Annotated in this window: 18 protein-coding genes; 9 read left to right on the top strand and 9 right to left on the bottom strand. The window is 62.9% G+C overall.

Translation table 11 applies throughout. The features are described 5' to 3' along the window. Positions 1 to 71: 71 nt before the first annotated feature. From AC6I9R_RS11665 to AC6I9R_RS11650, 4 genes are all read left to right on the top strand, one after another. Complete coding sequence (locus tag AC6I9R_RS11665; protein ID WP_461425737.1) at positions 72 to 1,013, top strand: homoserine O-succinyltransferase; 942 nt, start codon at positions 72 to 74, stop codon at positions 1,011 to 1,013. Beyond that, a complete protein-coding gene (locus AC6I9R_RS11660; RefSeq protein WP_461425736.1) occupies positions 1,010 to 1,942 on the top strand; it encodes an alpha/beta fold hydrolase in 933 nt (310 codons plus the stop codon). The genes AC6I9R_RS11665 and AC6I9R_RS11660 overlap by 4 nt, the downstream gene beginning before the upstream one ends. Positions 1,943 to 2,017: 75 nt before the next feature. Continuing rightward, entirely contained in the window at positions 2,018 to 2,902 is an 885-nt protein-coding gene (ppk2, locus tag AC6I9R_RS11655) for a polyphosphate kinase 2 (protein WP_461425735.1), read from the top strand. Continuing rightward, positions 2,902 to 3,519 carry a TetR/AcrR family transcriptional regulator gene (locus tag AC6I9R_RS11650; protein ID WP_461425734.1) on the top strand — a complete coding sequence of 206 codons (618 nt, stop codon included), beginning with the start codon at positions 2,902 to 2,904 and terminating at the stop codon, positions 3,517 to 3,519. The genes ppk2 and AC6I9R_RS11650 overlap by 1 nt, the downstream gene beginning before the upstream one ends. 90 nt (positions 3,520 to 3,609) lie before the next feature. On the opposite strand, the gene AC6I9R_RS11645 is transcribed toward AC6I9R_RS11650, so the two are convergent. From AC6I9R_RS11645 to iscR, 9 genes are all read right to left on the bottom strand, one after another. Continuing rightward, a complete protein-coding gene (locus AC6I9R_RS11645; protein WP_461425733.1) occupies positions 3,610 to 4,833 on the bottom strand; it encodes a cysteine desulfurase in 1,224 nt (407 codons plus the stop codon). Beyond that, positions 4,830 to 5,447, bottom strand: coding sequence for a YIP1 family protein (locus AC6I9R_RS11640; RefSeq protein ID WP_461425732.1), 618 nt, complete (start codon positions 5,445 to 5,447; stop codon positions 4,830 to 4,832). The genes AC6I9R_RS11645 and AC6I9R_RS11640 overlap by 4 nt, the downstream gene beginning before the upstream one ends. Further along, positions 5,444 to 5,983 carry a YIP1 family protein gene (locus AC6I9R_RS11635; RefSeq protein ID WP_461425731.1) on the bottom strand — a complete coding sequence of 180 codons (540 nt, stop codon included), beginning with the start codon at positions 5,981 to 5,983 and terminating at the stop codon, positions 5,444 to 5,446. Before AC6I9R_RS11635 ends, AC6I9R_RS11640 begins: the two co-directional genes overlap by 4 nt. A 3-nt stretch (positions 5,984 to 5,986) precedes the next feature. Next, positions 5,987 to 7,279, bottom strand: coding sequence for a Fe-S cluster assembly protein SufD (gene sufD, locus AC6I9R_RS11630; protein ID WP_461425730.1), 1,293 nt, complete (start codon positions 7,277 to 7,279; stop codon positions 5,987 to 5,989). Next, positions 7,280 to 8,035: a Fe-S cluster assembly ATPase SufC gene (sufC, locus tag AC6I9R_RS11625; RefSeq protein ID WP_461425729.1), complete on the bottom strand. Its 756-nt coding sequence runs from the start codon at positions 8,033 to 8,035 to the stop codon at positions 7,280 to 7,282. Between the two features lie 16 nt (positions 8,036 to 8,051). Further along, positions 8,052 to 8,843: a glycosyltransferase family protein gene (locus AC6I9R_RS11620; protein WP_461425728.1), complete on the bottom strand. Its 792-nt coding sequence runs from the start codon at positions 8,841 to 8,843 to the stop codon at positions 8,052 to 8,054. Positions 8,844 to 8,911: 68 nt separating this feature from the next. Then, positions 8,912 to 10,441 carry a Fe-S cluster assembly protein SufB gene (sufB, locus tag AC6I9R_RS11615; RefSeq protein ID WP_461425727.1) on the bottom strand — a complete coding sequence of 510 codons (1,530 nt, stop codon included), beginning with the start codon at positions 10,439 to 10,441 and terminating at the stop codon, positions 8,912 to 8,914. Between the two features lie 20 nt (positions 10,442 to 10,461). Further along, positions 10,462 to 11,502, bottom strand: coding sequence for a cysteine desulfurase family protein (locus tag AC6I9R_RS11610; RefSeq protein WP_461425726.1), 1,041 nt, complete (start codon positions 11,500 to 11,502; stop codon positions 10,462 to 10,464). A gap of 202 nt (positions 11,503 to 11,704) precedes the next feature. After that, positions 11,705 to 12,163, bottom strand: coding sequence for a Fe-S cluster assembly transcriptional regulator IscR (iscR, locus tag AC6I9R_RS11605; protein WP_461425725.1), 459 nt, complete (start codon positions 12,161 to 12,163; stop codon positions 11,705 to 11,707). A gap of 213 nt (positions 12,164 to 12,376) precedes the next feature. Here iscR and AC6I9R_RS11600 point away from each other — a divergent pair, with 213 nt between their 5' ends. From AC6I9R_RS11600 to AC6I9R_RS11580, 5 genes are all read left to right on the top strand, one after another. Beyond that, on the top strand, positions 12,377 to 13,030 hold the full coding sequence (locus AC6I9R_RS11600; RefSeq protein WP_461425724.1) for an alpha/beta hydrolase: 654 nt from the start codon (positions 12,377 to 12,379) through the stop codon (positions 13,028 to 13,030). Between the two features lie 5 nt (positions 13,031 to 13,035). Further along, entirely contained in the window at positions 13,036 to 13,263 is a 228-nt protein-coding gene (locus AC6I9R_RS11595) for a hypothetical protein (RefSeq protein WP_461425723.1), read from the top strand. Positions 13,264 to 13,472: 209 nt separating this feature from the next. Beyond that, a complete protein-coding gene (locus AC6I9R_RS11590) occupies positions 13,473 to 13,772 on the top strand; it encodes a hypothetical protein (RefSeq protein WP_461425722.1) in 300 nt (99 codons plus the stop codon). A 148-nt stretch (positions 13,773 to 13,920) separates the two neighbouring features. Then, a complete protein-coding gene (locus AC6I9R_RS11585; RefSeq protein ID WP_461425721.1) occupies positions 13,921 to 16,116 on the top strand; it encodes an NADP-dependent isocitrate dehydrogenase in 2,196 nt (731 codons plus the stop codon). 191 nt (positions 16,117 to 16,307) lie between these two features. Continuing rightward, positions 16,308 to 17,522, top strand: coding sequence for an NADP-dependent isocitrate dehydrogenase (locus AC6I9R_RS11580; RefSeq protein WP_461425720.1), 1,215 nt, complete (start codon positions 16,308 to 16,310; stop codon positions 17,520 to 17,522). Positions 17,523 to 17,567 lie beyond the last annotated feature (45 nt).

Here is a 17,567-nt window from a genome sequence, read left to right as displayed (position 1 = left end):
CCGGCCACGTGGTTGCCGCTCGGGCGCTAAGGTCCTAGATCAAGGCGTCAGACTGCCAAAGAGCGCACCCCATGCCGATCAAACTACCCGATACCCTGCCCGCCTATAACATCCTGTCGCGCGAAGGCGTGATGGTGATGCCCGAGGATGCGGCGTCCAAGCAGGACATCCGTCCGTTGCGCATCGGGCTGCTCAACCTGATGCCGAAAAAGATCCAGACCGAGACGCAATTCGCCCGGCTGATCGGGGCGTCTCCTCTGCAGATCGAGCTGTCGCTGATCCGCATGTCCGAGCATGAAAGCAAGAACACCTCGTCCGAGCATATGGATGAATTCTACCGCCCCTTCGCCGAAGTTCAGGCCACCGGAGAGAAATTCGATGGCTTGCTGATCACCGGTGCCCCGATTGAGCATCTGCCGTTTGAAGAGGTGACCTATTGGGACGAGTTGAAGACGGTCATGGATTGGACCCAGACCCACGTTCATTCCACCTTCGGCATCTGCTGGGGCGGCATGGCGATGGCCTATCATTTCCACGGCATCAAGAAACATATGCTCGACGCCAAGGCGTTCGGCTGCTTCCGCCATGTGAACCAGGCCCCGGCCTCGCCTTACTTGCGCGGGTTCTCCGATGATGTGCTGATGCCGGTGTCGCGCTGGACGGAGGTGCGTGCCGACGAAGTGGCCGCCGCGGGCTTGAGCACGCTGATCGGTTCGGACGAGGTCGGCCCGGCGCTGATCGAGGACCCGGCCCACCGCGCGCTTTATGTGTTCAACCATTTTGAATATGACAGCGGCACGTTGAAGCAGGAATATGACCGCGACGCGGACGCGGGCGCGCCGATCAATGTGCCGGTGAACTATTATCCCGACGATGACCCCAGCCGCGAGCCGATGAACCGCTGGCGGTCCCATGCGCATCTTCTCTACGGCAATTGGGTGAGCGAATTGTACCTGACCACGCCCTTCGACATGGATCAGATCGGCCTGGCGACGACGGATCTGCGCAAATGAAGGTGGTTCTGGCCCTCCTCGCGCTTTCAGCGCTCCTCGCAGCGGTCACGATTTGGAAAGCCGGGCAGAACGAGGCGCGGGCCGAGGCCGCGCATCCGCCCGCCGGGGCATTTGTGGAGGTGAATGGTACGCGCGTGCATTACGTGGAAGAGGGCGACGGCCCGGCCGTGGTGTTGATCCACGGCTCGGGCGGGAACCTGAACGACTGGACGCTGGACATGGTCGCGCGCCTCTCGGACCGCTACCGGGTGATCGCCTTTGATCGCCCTGGTCTGGGCTACACCGACACGCTTGGCCGCAACACGCCCATCGCGGATCAGGCGCGCCTTTTGGCAGAGGCGTCCCTGGCGCTGGGTGCCGAAAACCCCATCGTCGTGGGCCATTCCTTTGGCGGTGCCGTGGCGCTGGCCTGGGGGATCGAGCGGCCCGACGTTCTGTCGGGCCTCGTGGTTCTGGCCGGGGCCTCAAACCCCTGGGATACGGGCATCAGCACCTATTACCGCCTGCTTTCCAACCGTTTCTTCGGCCCGATCATGGCTACGGCCATCGTCGCCTGGGTGCCGGACCGCGTGGTGGAGGCCAGCGTCGAGGCAACATTCGCGCCGCAATCCGCCCCGGAAGGCTACAGCGATCACTTCGGCACCGGCCTGACCCTGCGCCGCTTCTCCATGCTGGAGAACGCCTGGCAGCGCACGTCGCTTCTGCCGCAGATCGAGGCGATGGTGCCGCGTTATCCCGACATCCCCGTGCCCACCGAAATCCTGCACGGCGACGCTGACACGACCGTGGGGCTGCACATCCACTCCGTCCCGCTCAGCCAACAGATCCCCGATGCAAATCTCACGGTTCTGGAAGGCGTCGGCCACATGCCGCAGCATGCCGCGCCGCAGGCGCTGGTGGAGGCGATTGATCGGCTGGCCGCACGGTAGTTATCCCCAAGGTTCATTGCGAAACCGCGCCCGCGCCCTTAATGTAATGTCAAATAACATGAGCAGCGGGATCCCATGACCAAACCCTTCGATGGCGCCATCAGCGCCTATTTCCACGACGCAGCCCCCGATTGGGTGCGCGCACAGATCGCCGATGCGCAGAAGACCCGGGTGCTCGACCCTTCCTACCCCTACGCCAAGCGCATGAAGCGCGCGGATTATGAGGCGGATCTGGCCGCGCTGCAGATCGAGCTGGTCAAGATGCTGGCCTGGGTCCGCGAGACGGGCGCCCGCGTGGCCGTGGTGTTCGAGGGGCGCGATGCGGCGGGCAAAGGCGGCGCGATCAAGCGCATCCGCGAGAACCTGAACCCGCGCGCTGCGGGCGTTGTGGCGCTGTCGAAGCCGACCGACCGGGAGGCCGGGCAATGGTATTTCCAGCGCTACATCCAGCATCTGCCAAGCGCCGGAGAGATCCGGCTGTTCGACCGCAGCTGGTACAATCGCGGCGTGGTCGAGAAGGTCTTCGGCTTTTGCGATGACGGACAGCGCGAGGCGTTCTTTGCGCAGCTTCCCGGGGTGGAAAGCACGATTGCGACGGACGGTATTCACCTGACGAAGATCTGGCTGAACGTGGGCCGGGCCGAGCAATTGCGCCGGTTCCTTGATCGCGAAGATGATCCGTTGAAGCAATGGAAGCTCAGCTGGATCGACGTGGAGGGGCTGAAGAAATGGAACGCCTACTCCGAGGCTATTGGCGAAACGCTGGAGCGGTCGCATACGGCAGCCGCGCCCTGGACGGTGATCCGGTCCGACGACAAGCGCCGGGCGCGTCTGGCGGTGATCCGAGCGGTGCTGCAAGGGCTTGATTACGCAGGCAAAGACGAGGGTCTTGTGGGCGCGCCCGACCCTGCGATCACCGGCGGGCCGGAGATGTGGTCTGATCCCGGTGCTGCGGCCTGATGCCCAAGCGCGGCTACCATCACGGCAACCTCAAGCAAGCGCTGGTCGATGCAGCGCTTCGCTTGATCGAGACCAAGGGCCCGACCGGCTTCACCCTGTCGGAGGCCGCGAAAAACGCGGGCGTCACCCCGGCGGCGGTCTATCGCCATTTTGAAGGACGCGAGGATCTGATCGCGGAATGCGCGCGCCAGGGCCATGAGATCTTTGCCGACCTGATGGAACATGCGTTCAATGGCGGCAAACCTACTGCGCTAGCGGCGTTTGAGGCCACGGGACGCGCCTACCTGGCCTTTGCCCGCAAGTTCCCCGGTCACTACATGGCGATGTTCGAAAGCGGCACCTCGGTCAATGCAACGCCGGAACTGGCGGCGGCGGCCAGCAAGTCAAGCGCGGTTCTGGAACATGCGGCTGAGGAATTGTCCAAGCACATCCCGCCCGAAAAGCGCCCGCCGCCGTCGATGTTCTCGGCCCATATCTGGTCCATGTCCCACGGGGTGGTGGAGCTGTTTGCGCGCGGCCGGCCCGGGGCCAATGCGCCCTTCCCGCCCGAAGACCTGTTGGAGGCCGGGATCGGGATTTATCTGCGAGGGTTGGGTTTGATTGAGCCTGACGGATAGGATGTCGCCCTTTCCGGCAAGGTCCGTGCTTTTGGGCGGCGTGGGACCCTCCGGGGGGGATATTTAGAGAACGGGGAAGCCTGTAGGCGCTTAAGCGAAGAGGTCGTGGCAGAGTTCCAATGCGTCGACCAGCACGTCAACCTCGGCCTTGGTATTGTACATCCCGAAGGACGCGCGCGCGGTGGCGTTAACGCCCATATGCTCCATCAGCGGCTGCGCGCAATGGTGGCCCGCGCGCACGGCGACGCCCTTCTTGTCGAGCACGGTCGAGATGTCATGGGCGTGGGCCGCGCCTTCCAGCGTGAAGCTGAAGATCGCGCCTTTGGTGGCGGATTGTCCCTGCACATTCAGCCAGTTGAGCCCTTTCAGGCGCGTGCTGGCATAGGAAGCCAGGTCCGCCTCATGGGCGGCGATATTCGCCATGCCGACGCCCATCATGTATTCCAGCGCGACGCCCAGGCCGATTTGTTGCACTATGCCCGGTGTGCCGGCCTCAAACTTCATCGGCGGGTCGTTCCAGGTGATTACGTCGCGCCCGACCTCTCGGATCATATCGCCGCCGCCCATGAAGGGGCGCATTTCAGCCATGCGGTCCTTCTTGATGTGGATCGCGCCGGAGCCGCTGGGACCGTAGAGCTTGTGGCCGGTGATCGCGTAGAAATCAGCGCCGAGGGCGTCGACATCGACGGGCATGTGGACTGCGGATTGCGAGCCATCGACCAGCACCGCGATGCCGCGGGCATGGGCCGCCTCGACCACGGTTTTGACGTCAAAGACGGTGCCCAGGACGTTGGACATATGGGCCATGGCGACCAGCTTGGTGCGCGGGCCCATGGCGTCGATCACCGCTTGCGGGTCCAGATCGCCGTTGGTGTCCACATCGACCCATTTGATCACCACCCCCTGGCGTTCGCGCAGGAAGTGCCAGGGGACGATGTTGGCGTGATGCTCGGCAATGGTCAGGATGATCTCATCGCCGGCCTCCATGCGGGGCATGGCCCATCCGTAGGCCACCAGGTTGATCGCCTCCGTGGTGCCGGAGGTGAAGACGATCTCTTCCTCATCGCGCGCGCCCAGGAAGCGCGCGATGGTCGCGCGCGTGCCCTCATATTTCTCGGTCGCGAGGTTGCTGAGGTAGTGCAAGCCCCTGTGAACGTTCGCATATTCCTGGCTGTAAGCCTGGGTGATCGCGTCGATCACCACCTGCGGCTTCTGGGCCGAGGCGCCGTTGTCGAGGTAGACCAACGGCTTGCCGTTGACCTCACGCGACAGGATCGGGAAATCGGCGCGGATCGCCTCTACATCATAGGTCATTGGGCCACAGTTCCTTGGGGCATGGCGCCCGTGTCGAGTGTTACGCCCAGGATCGTCAGAACGATGCTGAGCGCGAAAAGAATGCCGATGAAGCTGACGATGGTCATCACGAAGACCATGCCAACCGATTGAAAACCGTGCAAAACGGTGATGAAGTTGACCAGGACCCATAAGAATAGTCCGATGGCCAGGATCGTCACGATCGCCGCCAGAGGCGGGGCGATCAGTAGCAACACCAGCTGCAAAAGCTGCAGCAGGAAGAAGACGAATTGCAGCCAGGTGATCAGCGCCAGCGCGCCGTCGAAGGTGCCCGTGCCGCCGAAGCCGCGGCCGATGTGCGTCACGGCGAAGACCATCAGGAACAGGAACGCGGCCTGCAGAAGACCCAGCGCGAGGGCGGATTGGCCGGTCAAAGGCCCGGCCTCGGGCGGGGCGGCAATCAGGGTGACAACCTCGCCCATCATCAGCGACAGGGTGATCATCAGCGAAAACGCGAGCCACAGTGCCGGGCGCGGCGGGGCCAGGCGCAGGGCGGTTTCCGCGCCCTGGCGGGGATCGCGGAGCGTCTCGAACGCCAGTTTGGTCAGAAAGCGCAGGTCGAGTATCTCGCTCATGGCGTTGCCCCTTCGGGGTTGGTTTCGGCCTCTCTCAGGCACACGCTCCAGAACAACAGGAACGACCCCACGACAATGATGCCCGCGATTTGCTGCGCCGGGCCCGGCCCGATGAAGCCCGAGACCAATCCGTGGAACAGCCACGCCGGGCTGGTGGCCAGAAGCGTCCAGAACAGCGCCAGACGGGCGGAGTAGAAGCTGCCCTTGCCGCCGAATAGCTTGGCGATCAGATGCGTGAGCCCGCCGATGAAGTAGAACAAAAGCGGCCAGACCAAGAGCCACGCGAAGCCTGTAATCGCGATCTCGGCCTGGAAGGTCGCTACCTTGTCCGAGGCCTTGGCGCCCGCCGCCAGCCATTCCTGCTGCTCAAGCGTGTTGGCCCGCTGCAGGCGCGGCAGTTGGCCCACGAAGATCAGCGCGCAGGCGGCAAAGAGGAACGCCAGCGCGCGATCCTCGCGCCGCCCCATCGCCAATAGACGCCGCATCACAGCGCGCGGACGCCGCCAGGTGGCGACTATGTCTTGGCTGACGCTCATCGATCAGCCGGCCCGCCTGCGCAGCAACCACTCTTCCAGGCGCGTGTGAATGTCGTCGCGCAGCGCCTCGTCGGCGATTTCTTCAATCGCCTCGGCCAGGAAGGCGAGAACCAGAAGGTCCGTCGCCTGATCGCTCGGCACGCCGCGCGATTGCAGGTAGAACAGCGCCTCTTCGTCAATCGCCCCGGTGGTAGAGCCGTGGGAGCAGATCACATCGTCGGCGTAGATCTCCAGCTCGGGCTTGGCCTGGAAGCTGCTGTCGTCGTCCAGAAGCAGTGCCTGGCTGATTTGATAGCCGTCGGTTTTCTGGGCGCCCGCCTTGACCAGGATCTTGCCCTGGAACACGCCCTCCGCGCCATTGCGCAGGACCTTCTTGAACACCTGGCGGCTTTCGCAATTGACCGCGTCGTGGGTGATGAACACCGTGTCATCGTGGTGGAAATCACCGCTTTTGCCATCGCCAAGGGCGCAGCCCGCCACGTGGGCAATCGCGTTATCACCCACGATTTCAATGACATGCTCGTTGCGGGTGGTGACGCCATTGGCGGTCATGGTGAAGGACTTGTACTGCGCCTCGGCGCCGACGCGGGCGAACATATGGCTGACGCAGCGCCGCTCGTGATCGCGGCCCTGGGCGCGGACATGGTGGAAGGCGCCGCCGTCGGCGACGTCGATCTCCATGCATTTGTTGAACCGCGCGGCCGCGGGGCCGTTTTCCAGCACCGTCAACTCGGCACCGCTTTCCACTTTCACCAGATGGTGCAGGATCGCGTCCGAGGTCTCGTCTCGGTGCAGGTAGATCAGCGCCACGGGCTTTTCGGCCTTGGCCGTCGCGCGGATCACGATGCCGTCGGTTGCAAAGGCCGTGTTCAGCGCCGCCAAGGGCCGCGCCACAGGGTCCTGGCCCGCCGCTTCGCGCGTGCCGTAGAGGTCCTTGGCCCAGTGGATGTCCTTGCGCAGCACGTCGGCCAGACGCTCGATCTCCAGTCCCGCCAGGGCCAGATCGTCCGATTGCTCGGCATCAAAAACGCCGTCCACAAACACGACCCGCACCCGGTCAACATCGCTGAAAAGGGGCTGCTCATTGGGGTCATGGAAGATCGCCGCGCGGGGCGCATTGGCCTGTGTCAGCGTCGCGGGATCGGTGTAGCGCCAGTATTCGTCGCGCCGTGTGGGCAGGCCCATCGCGTTGACGCGCGCCAGCGCCGCGTTACGCGCCTCGGACGCGCCCTCTGGCATCGTCAGAGACGCCAGGCGGACCTGCGTCAGGTCAGGTTTCGGTGCCGGATTGGCCATCTACGCCACCTCCGCCAGGATATCGGCATAGCCGTTGTTCTCGACCTCAAGGGCCAGCTCGGGCCCGCCCGATTTCACGATGCGACCGTCGGCCATGATATGCACGACGTCGGGCTTGATGTGGTCCAGAAGCCGTTGATAATGCGTGATAACCAGGAAACCCCGACCCGCATCGCGCAGCGCGTTCACGCCCTCGGACACCAGCTTCATCGCGTCCACGTCGAGGCCAGAGTCGGTCTCATCGAGGATGCACATCTTGGGCTCCAGCATCGCCATCTGCAGGATCTCGTTGCGCTTTTTCTCACCGCCCGAGAAGCCGACGTTCACCGGACGCTTCAGCATCTCGGCATCGATCTTCAGATCCTTGGCCTTGGCGCGGATCACCTTGAGGAACTCGCCCGCCGACATCTCTTCCTCGCCGCGCAGCTTGCGCTGTGCGTTCACGGCGGTGCGCAGGAAGGTCATGTTGCCCACGCCGGGGATTTCCACGGGGTATTGGAACGCCAAGAACAGGCCCGCTGCCGCGCGCTCTTCCGGATCCATGCCCAGAAGATCCTCACCGTCCAGCGTCGCCTCGCCGCCCGTGACCTCATAGCCGCCCTTGCCGGACAACACGTAGGACAGCGTCGACTTGCCCGAGCCGTTGGGCCCCATGATCGCATGGACCGCGCCGGCCTCAACCTCCAGGTCGACACCCTTCAAGATCTGCTTGTCTTCTTCTTCAAGCTTTACGGCCAAGTCTTTGATATTCAGCATAATCTCACCTCGTGTCTTATGGTTGGGCCCCGGCGCGCAGCTCGGCCGGGAAATGTGTGTGAAGGCTTTCGCGACAGCGCGCGATGCCCTCGGCATAGGGGAACGGCGTGTCTCGGGCCGCGCGGGCGGCTTTGGGGACATCGTCAATCTCGACCGGCGCGATCATGTCGCGCCCGATGGAGGCGGCGTAGTCGTGGTACTTCAGGCGACCTTGCGTGTCGGGGTCCATCCAGGTGTTCGCCACCCCGTAGGCATCCGCCACGATCAGCCCGTGCAAGGAGGCGCTGAAGACATGGGCCGACGCGGCGATTTCGCGGCAGACCGTCACCGGATCGAGCCGTGAATCGATCAGATGCAGCGCCGGATCGGCCTCTACCATGTCCACGAACCTTGGGTCCTCCATCTGGCTATGATGGGGGATGATCGCCACGCGGTCATGGCGCTCAGGCACCGGGCCAAGGGCCTCATCCGCCAGCAGCCCCGGGTCGCCAAACTCGGTCATCTTCAAGCGCAGAAACGCGGCAGAGATCGGCCCGCGCAGCAGCCGCACCCGCACATTCTCCAGAAAGTCCTTGCGGTAGAATGGGTTGAGCAGGCCCGTGCCCCACAACAAAGGCCCCTCGCCCCGCGTCCGGTCCGTCCAATGCTTGGAGATCACATGCATCAACGATCCCAGCGCGAACAGCTCCGCCTGTTTCGGCCGCGCGTTCACGACCGCACGCCCCGAGACATGCTCCACAATCAAGTGGCTCAGCGCATCGCCGAAATTCGGCGCAGGCCAATAGTAGAGGCGGATTGGCGCGCTCATAGCCGCACAGCCGCCCCGACCAGCGCTCGACCAGTCACGTCCAATATCACCCGGCGCAGTGCCATGGATCAGCCCACCGAGCCTTCCAGCGAAATCGCCACCAACTGCTGCGCTTCCATCGCGAACTCCATCGGCAACGCCTGCAGCACTTCCTTGGCGAAGCCGTTGACGATCAGCGCCACGGCCTCCTCCTCGTCCATGCCGCGCGACTGGCAGTAGAACATCTGGTCGTCGTCGACCTTGGACGTCGTCGCCTCATGCTCCACCCGGGAAGAGTTGTTCTTCACCTCGATGTAAGGAACCGTGTGGGCCCCGCATTTGTCGCCGATCAGAAGCGAGTCGCACTGCGTGTAGTTGCGCGAGTCCTTCGCCTTCGGGTGCATAGAAACCAGCCCCCGATAAGTGTTCTGCGCCTTGCCCGCAGAAATCCCCTTCGACACAATCCGCGACTTCGTCCGCTTGCCCAGATGCACCATCTTGGTGCCCGTGTCGGCCTGCTGCATGTTGTTGGCGATGGCGATGGAGTAGAACTCACCCTGGCTGTCATCACCGCGCAGCACGCAGCTTGGGTACTTCCAGGTCACGGCGCTTCCTGTCTCCACCTGCGTCCACATCACCTTGGAGCGGTCGCCCCGGCAATCGGCCCGTTTGGTCACGAAGTTATAGATCCCGCCCTTGCCGTTCTCATCGCCCGGATACCAGTTCTGGACGGTCGAATACTTGATCTCGGCGTCGTCCAGCAGGACCAGCTCCACCACGGCCGCGTGCAGCTGATGGGTGTCGCGCATCGGCGCGGTGCAGCCTTCGAGGTAGGAGACATAGCTCTCGCGGTCCGCGATGATCAGCGTCCGCTCAAACTGGCCGGTGTTCTCGGCGTTGATGCGGAAATACGTCGACAACTCCATCGGGCAGCGCACGCCGGGCGGAATGTAGACGAAGGACCCGTCCGAGAAGACCGCCGAGTTCAACGTCGCAAAGAAGTTGTCGGTGATTGGAACCACGGAGCCGAGGTACTTCTTCACCAGATCCGGGTGGTCCTTGATCGCCTCGGAAATCGAGCAGAAGATCACGCCCGCCTTCTTCAACTCCGCCTGGAATGTCGTGCCCACGGACACAGAATCAAACACGGCATCCACAGCGACCTTGCGGCCTTCCGCCGGGATATCCTCGGCCCCTTCCACACCCGCCAGGATCATCTGCTCCTTCAGCGGGATGCCCAGTTTCTTGTAGGTTTCCAACAGCTTGGGGTCGACCTCATCCAAAGACTTCGGTTTGGTCTCCATGCTCTTGGGCCGCGCGTAGTAATACTGCGACTGGTAGTCGATCGCCGGGTAGTCGACCATCGCCCACTCCGGCTCTTTCATCTGCTTCCAGCGCTTGAACGCTTGCAGACGCCAGTCGAGCATCCATTCGGGCTCTTCGTTTTTCTCAGAGATCAGGCGCACGATGTCCTCGTTCACGCCCATCGGCGCGTAGTCCATCTCGATCTCGGTGTTCCAGCCGTATTTATACGCCCCGCCCAGACCTTTGACCGCATCCACGGTCTCCTGATCCACGCCGTCTTTCACCTGAACTTCATCGATATCGAGTGCGCTCATCGTTCCCTCCACCCGCGCCCCTAGCGCGGAAATTTCTTACCCCGAGCCTTCAGCCAGGCGTCGCAAAACGCCGCCACTTCAGGCTCTGTGACCGTGGGCCCCAACGACACGCGCAACGCGCATCCCGATTGAGCCTCCGAGTATCCCATCGCGCGCAGCACGCCCGACGTCTTCACCTTGCCGCTGGAACACGCCGAGCCCGCCGAAACGGCGAATCCCGCCAAGTCCATCGCCATCACCTGCGTCTCGCCTTTCCACCCCTCGGTGATGAACATCGAGGTGTTGGGCAGGCGATCTGCACCTTTCCCGACTAAAATAGTCGAACTTGCCGCGTCTTCCAGAGTCTTTTCTAGAAATATTCTAAGTTTGTCCACCGGCTCCCACAAACCATCGGCCAAATCTTGTGCCGCCGCCTGCGCCGCCGCCCCAAATCCAGCAATGCCGATGAGGTTTTCCGTGCCATGGCGCCGCCCCATCTCCTGGCCGCCACCCTTGATCTGCGCCTGCACATCAAGCCCGCGCTTGATCACCAGCGCGCCGACCCCCTTGGGGCCGCCGATCTTGTGGGCCGACACGAACGCCATGTCGATGCCCGACCAATCAAACGCCAAAGGGATTTTTCCAAACCCCTGCGTCCAATCGCTGACCGCCAATCCTTCGGGCAGATCCTGCAAAATACCGGTCTCGGAATTGGCAACCTGCACGCAGGCCGCCCCGGGCTCCGGCACCGCAACGCGGCCATCAGCGCCCACGCAAAGGTCTTCCACACCCCAAGCCCGCACCGCGTCATGCTCCACCGCCGAGGTATGCAGCCCCCGCCCCGCCATCGCCAGCGCCGCCGCTTCCGTCGCGCCCGAGACAAACACAACATCCGCGCCTGAGGCCCCGAGTGCCTCGGCCACCTGGCCCCGCGCCCGCTCCATCATCGCCTTCGCCGCACGCCCCTCGGCATGGACCGACGAGGGGTTGCCCACGACATCCATCGCCGCGGCCATCGCGGCCCGCGCCTCAGGCCTCAAAGGTGCCGTGGCATTCCAATCGAGGTAGACCCGCGTCCTCACGCCACAGCCGCCAAGGCCTGCGCGCACCGCCCCCCATTCCCCGTTCTTAAAAATATCCCCGCCGGAGGCTCCAACACCTGTCGCGCGCACCGCGATCAGACACAGGGGCACACCCGAAGCCACACGCCGCGATCCTCGCGCAGGAAAATCGCTACCGGCGACGCGCGCCCGCGCGGCGCAACCCCTTTGCTTGGCCTTGGCCCTACTCATCCACCAACTCGAACAGGTTGGGCACCGCAGGGCACGGCGACAGCTCGTTCTTCACCACATCCGACAGCCGCGTCTGATGCAGGAACACATAGACATGGGCCGAGAACCCCTCCCACAGCCTGTTCGTCAGGCTCTGCGCCCGGCTCCCGGATCCACCGCCCGTGGCCCCCGCGCCCAGGTGCATCGCACTCACCGTTTCATCGACGGCCTCGAAAATCTCCACCACCCGGATCTCGCTTGCCGCCCTTGCCAGTCGGTAGCCCCCGCCGGGTCCCCGGACAGACACGACAAGCCCCGCCCGGCGCAGCTTCACGAACAACTGTTCCAGATACGGCAGGCTGACGTTCTGGCGCTGCGACAATTCCGACAGCGGCGTCAGCGTGTCGTCCTTCTGCAACGCCAGATCGGCCATCGCCACCATTGCATAACGGCCCTTGGTGCTCAGTTTCATCTGCCTGCTCCTGCCGCCGCGCCGCCAACTGCCCCAAAACCGGACGGTCAGCGCCTGAATGATTGACCTTTTCGCGCCCCGCGCGTAACTGCGATGCAACCTTTGCGCAGGGTGCTGCCTGCGCATACTTTGGAATCGTTCTAGGGTGGTGCGTGGTCTCCGTCAAGAAACCGCACCCATCCGCAGAGCACGCGAACGCGATTGGAGACATGGATGCCCGAGGTTATTTTCCCCGGTCCCGAAGGACGCCTTGAAGGCCGCTACCACCCGCAAAAGGCCAAAGACGCCCCCATCGCCATCATCCTGCACCCGCATCCGCAATTCGGCGGCACGATGAACAACCGCGTCGTCTATAACCTGCACTACGCCTTCCACCAGATGGGCTTCACCGTCCTGCGCTTCAATTTCCGCGGCGTGGGCCGCTCCCAAGGCGAATACGACCAGGGGATTGGTGAATTGTCCGATGCCGCCTCGGCGCTGGACTATCTGCAATCGATGAACCCCAATTCCAAGCATTGCTGGGTCGCGGGTTTCTCTTTTGGCGCCTGGATCGGCATGCAGCTTCTGATGCGCCGGCCCGAGATCACCGGCTTCATCTCCGTCTCGCCGCCCGCCAACATGTACGATTTCTCGTTCCTCGCCCCTTGCCCGGCGTCTGGCCTGATCATCAACGGCACCTCGGACCGTGTCGCCAAACCCCAGGACACCCGCATTCTTGTAGATAAACTGCACGAGCAAAAGGGCATCACGATCACCCATGAAGAGGCCGAAGGCGCGGGCCATTTCTTTGAAGATCCCTACATGGATCCGATGATCGACAGCGTCCAAAGCTACGTCCGCCGCCGCCTGACCGAGAACACCCGGTAGACCCTATGAGCCTTGCGACAGACCTAGCCGAAAGACTTGCCATCGACGCCTGCGCAGCGGCGATCGCATTGGATGACGAGACCCTGCCCGAGGCCATCGCCCAGGTCGTCGGAGCGTCCTCGCCCACAACAGAAGAGCTCTACCGCACCGCCGTACGCGTGATCCAGGCCGAGGCGCGCGCCCGTAAGGTGCTGGAAGCGAAGATCGCGGCGGCTGAGGCGGAGACCTCCTAGATTCCAAACTAAGTTATTGAATCCAAGTTTGAATTTGCAGATTAGCAAGCCAGCACCCTACGCGTGCTGCAGCGCAGAATTCATGGGGTCGTTCTGTAAGCATTGCTTACGAGAAGCGCCTGACGGGCGTTAGTAAGAAACATGATTCAGGAAGTTCCGTCGGACGCCATACGCTAGGCCTGTTTGCTTGCGTAAAGGGAGGCGCTGCCGTGTCCGTTCAACGATATCATTATCCGCCGCATCTGCGACGTATGCCTGAGCACAATCAATTCGTGAAAACCGTGGATAAGATCATTTTGGAAGGGACGCCCCCGCTCCCGCCCGAGATGATACGGTTGCGCATAGAAAACCAAATGGACGCGGATGTCCCAACGTCAGCAATTCCAGCAATTACAAAACTGGTCGATGCCTGCCGATCTCTCATCAGCGAAGTGCGTGGTCTCATTCGGGAGATCCGCTGGTTCTTCATTTTCCTAGCCGTTGCATTGGCCTTGATTTTGGCGAAGTGAGTTTCATCGGTGACTTGGCCCGTGTTTGGTACCGACCAATTCCCTCCCGCGACACTACATCCCGGTATGCAATGGTATACGCTCTTTGACAAACGGGTGAAATCCGCTACACGGACCCTCAACAGACACACGCTGCGAGGGCCTTGCCATGACCAATCCAGACATCATCTACACCAAAGTCGACGAAGCGCCCGAGTTGGCGTCGGCCTCTCTCCTGCCGATCATCCAGCGCTTTGCGCGCGCCGCAGGCATCACGGTGGGCACCAAGGACATCTCCCTTGCGGGCCGCATCCTGGCCACCTTCCCCGAACACCTCACGGACGACCAGCGCGTCTCTGACGACCTTTCCGCCCTCGGCGAACTGGTCAAAACGCCTGAAGCCAACGTCATCAAGTTGCCCAACATCTCGGCCTCCGTCCCGCAGCTTGTCGCCGCCATAACTGAGCTGCAGTCCAAGGGCTTCAATATCCCCGACTATCCCGAGGCCCCCGCGACAGACGCCGAAAAGGCCATCCGCGCCAAGTACGACACCATCAAGGGCTCCGCCGTGAACCCGGTCCTGCGCGAAGGCAACTCGGATCGCCGCGCGGCCACCGCCGTGAAGAACTACGCCCAGAACAACCCCCACCGCATGGGCGCCTGGGATGCCGCCAGCAAGACCCGCGTCGCGTCGATGTCCGGCGGTGACTTCTTCTCGAATGAGACCTCAGTGACGCTGGCTGATGAGACCTCCGCCAAGATCGTGCTGGAAACCGCCAGTGGTGAGACCGTCCTGAAAGACGGCCTCTCCTACCCTGCCGGCACCGTGCTGGACGCGACCTACATGTCCGCCGCCGCGCTCGATGCCTTCCTGGCCGAGCAGATCGAACAGACCAAGGCCGAGGGCGTGCTGTTCTCGCTGCACATGAAGGCCACGATGATGAAGGTCTCGGACCCGATCATCTTCGGCCACGCCGTCCGTGCCTTCCTGGCCCCGGTGTTCGAGGCCCATGGCGAAGCGATGGCGGCCCTTGGCGTCAACCCAAACCAGGGCCTGGGCGATCTGCTGGCCCGCGTGGCGGACAACGCCGAGATCGTTAACGCTATTAACGATTGCATGGCCGCGCGGCCGCCCATGTATATGGTCGATAGCGATAAGGGCATCACCAACCTGCACGTCTCCTCCGATGTCATCATCGACGCCTCTATGCCCGCCCTGATCCGCGCGGGCGGCAAAGGCTGGGGTCCCGATGGCAAGGAACATGATGCCGTCTGCGTCATCCCCGACAACAGCTACGCGCCCGTCTATGACGAAAGCATCGCCTTCTTCAAAGAGAACGGCGCGCTCGACCCTGCGACCGCAGGCACGGTCCAGAACCTCGGCCTGATGGCCCAGAAGGCCGAGGAATACGGCTCCCACCCCACAACGTTTGAGATCGCGGAGGCGGGCACCGTCAAGATGATCGCCAGCGACGGCACGGTCTTGCACCAGCACGACGTCCAGCCCGGTGACATCTGGCGCTCGGCCTCTGCGCGCAAGGCGCCGATCGAGGATTGGGTGAACCTCGCCATTGCCCGCCAGAAGGCCACCGGATACCGGTCGATCTTCTGGCTCGATGCCAACCGCGCCCATGACGCGCAGTTGATCCAATACGTTAAGCCCCTCCTGCAAGCCGCTGGTGTTGCTGACAAATTCGAGATCATGGCACCCCGTGAAGCGACCCGCGCCAGCCTGGAGACGATCACCAAGGGCGAGAACACCATTGCCATCACCGGCAACGTGCTGCGCGATTACCTGACCGACCTCTTCCCGATCCTGGAGCTGGCCACCTCGGCCAAGATGCTCTCCATCGTGAAGCTGATGCAGGGCGGCGGCCTGTTCGAGACTGGCGCGGGCGGCTCGGCCCCGAAACACGTCCAGCAGCTGCATTCCGAGGGCCACCTGCGCTGGGACAGCCTGGGCGAATTCTGCGCCTTGGGCGAAAGCTTCACCTTCCTGGCCGACGCCAAGAACAACCCCAAGGCCCGCGTGTTGGGCAACGCCGTTGACGCCGCCACCCAAGGCATCCTCGACGACAACCGCTCCCCCGGCCGCAAGGTGGGCCAGCCCGACAACCGCGACAGCCACTACTGGTTCGCCCGCTACTGGGCCGAGGCCCTCGCCGCACAATCGGAGGACGCAGACCTCGCCGCCGAGTTCGCCCCCCTCGCCCAGGCCCTCACCGACAGCGAGGCCGACATCATCGCCGAACTCGACGCGGGCGAAGGCGCCGAGGCCGATACCGGCGGCTACTACATGAACGACCCCGCCAAGCTGGAGGCCGTCATGCGGCCAAGCGCAACGCTGAACGCGATCATCGGTTGAACACTCAAGCCGTGGATCGTCGGGCTGCGGTGCGGCGATCCACGGACGTACTAATTCGATTTATGGTTGCCAAATTATGGCGCAGATCAAACGATGCGCAAAGACCAACCAAATCGTTGTGCCGGGGGGGGCGGCCCGGCGATGCGCGGCGGCTTCGCCTTGATCCCGCGCGAGGTAACAGGAACAGACGAATGACCAAAATCAAAGTAGACAACCCCATCGTCGAGATGGACGGCGACGAGATGACCCGGATCATCTGGGCCTTCATCAAGGAAAAGCTGATCCTGCCCTACCTCGACATCGACCTGCTCTACTACGACCTGGGCATCGAGGCGCGCGACGACACCAACGACCAGATCACCATCGACGCCGCCAACAAGGCCAAGGAAGTCGGTGTTGCGGTCAAATGCGCCACCATCACGCCCGATGAGGCGCGCGTGGAAGAATTCGGCCTGAAAGAGATGTGGCGCTCGCCCAACGGCACCATCCGCAACATCCTGGGCGGCGTGATCTTCCGCCAGCCGATCATCTGCAAGAACGTGCCGCGTCTTGTGCCCGGCTGGACCAAACCCATCGTCGTGGGCCGCCACGCCTTTGGCGACCAGTACAAAGCCACCGACATGAAGTTTCCGGGCGCCGGTACGCTGACGATGAAATTCACCGGCGAAGACGGCACCGAGATCGAGCATGAGGTCTACAAGGCCGACTCTGCGGGCGTTTTCATGTCGATGTATAACATCGACAAATCGATCTACGACTTCGCCCGCGCGTCCCTGAATTACGGCCTCAACCTCGGCTGGCCCGTCTATCTGTCGACCAAGAATACCATTCTGAAACAATACGATGGCCGCTTCCTGGAGATCTTCCAGGAAGTCTTCGACACCGAATTCAAAGACGCCTTTGAAGAGAAGAAGATCTGGTACGAACACCGCCTGATCGACGACATGGTCGCCTGCGCGATCAAATGGAACGGCGGCTTCGTCTGGGCCTGCAAGAACTACGACGGCGACGTGCAATCCGACGTCGTGGCCCAGGGCTTCGGCTCCCTCGGCATGATGGCAAGCGTCCTAATGACCCCCGACGGCAAAATCGTCGAGTCCGAGGCCGCCCACGGCACCGTGACCCGCCACTACCGCAACCACCAGGAGGGCAAGGCCACGTCGACCAACTCCATCGCCTCCATCTACGCCTGGACCGGCGGCCTGAAGCACCGCGCCAAGCTGGACGACAACGCGCGCCTGCTGGAGTTCGCCGAAACGCTGGAGCGGGTGATCGTGGAAACCGTGGAGGCCGGTCACATGACCAAAGACCTCGCTCTTCTGGTCGGTCCCGACCAAAGCTGGCTGACGACGATGGGCTTCCTGGAGAAGATTGACGAGAACCTGCAGGCGGCACTTTCGAAGTAAGCAGACGCATCTTGCGCAAAGGCGTTTTCGAACGCTACTTCTGAA

The organism is Gymnodinialimonas sp. (genome assembly GCF_059726805.1).
This window is presented reverse-complemented; position numbering and strand designations above follow the sequence as displayed.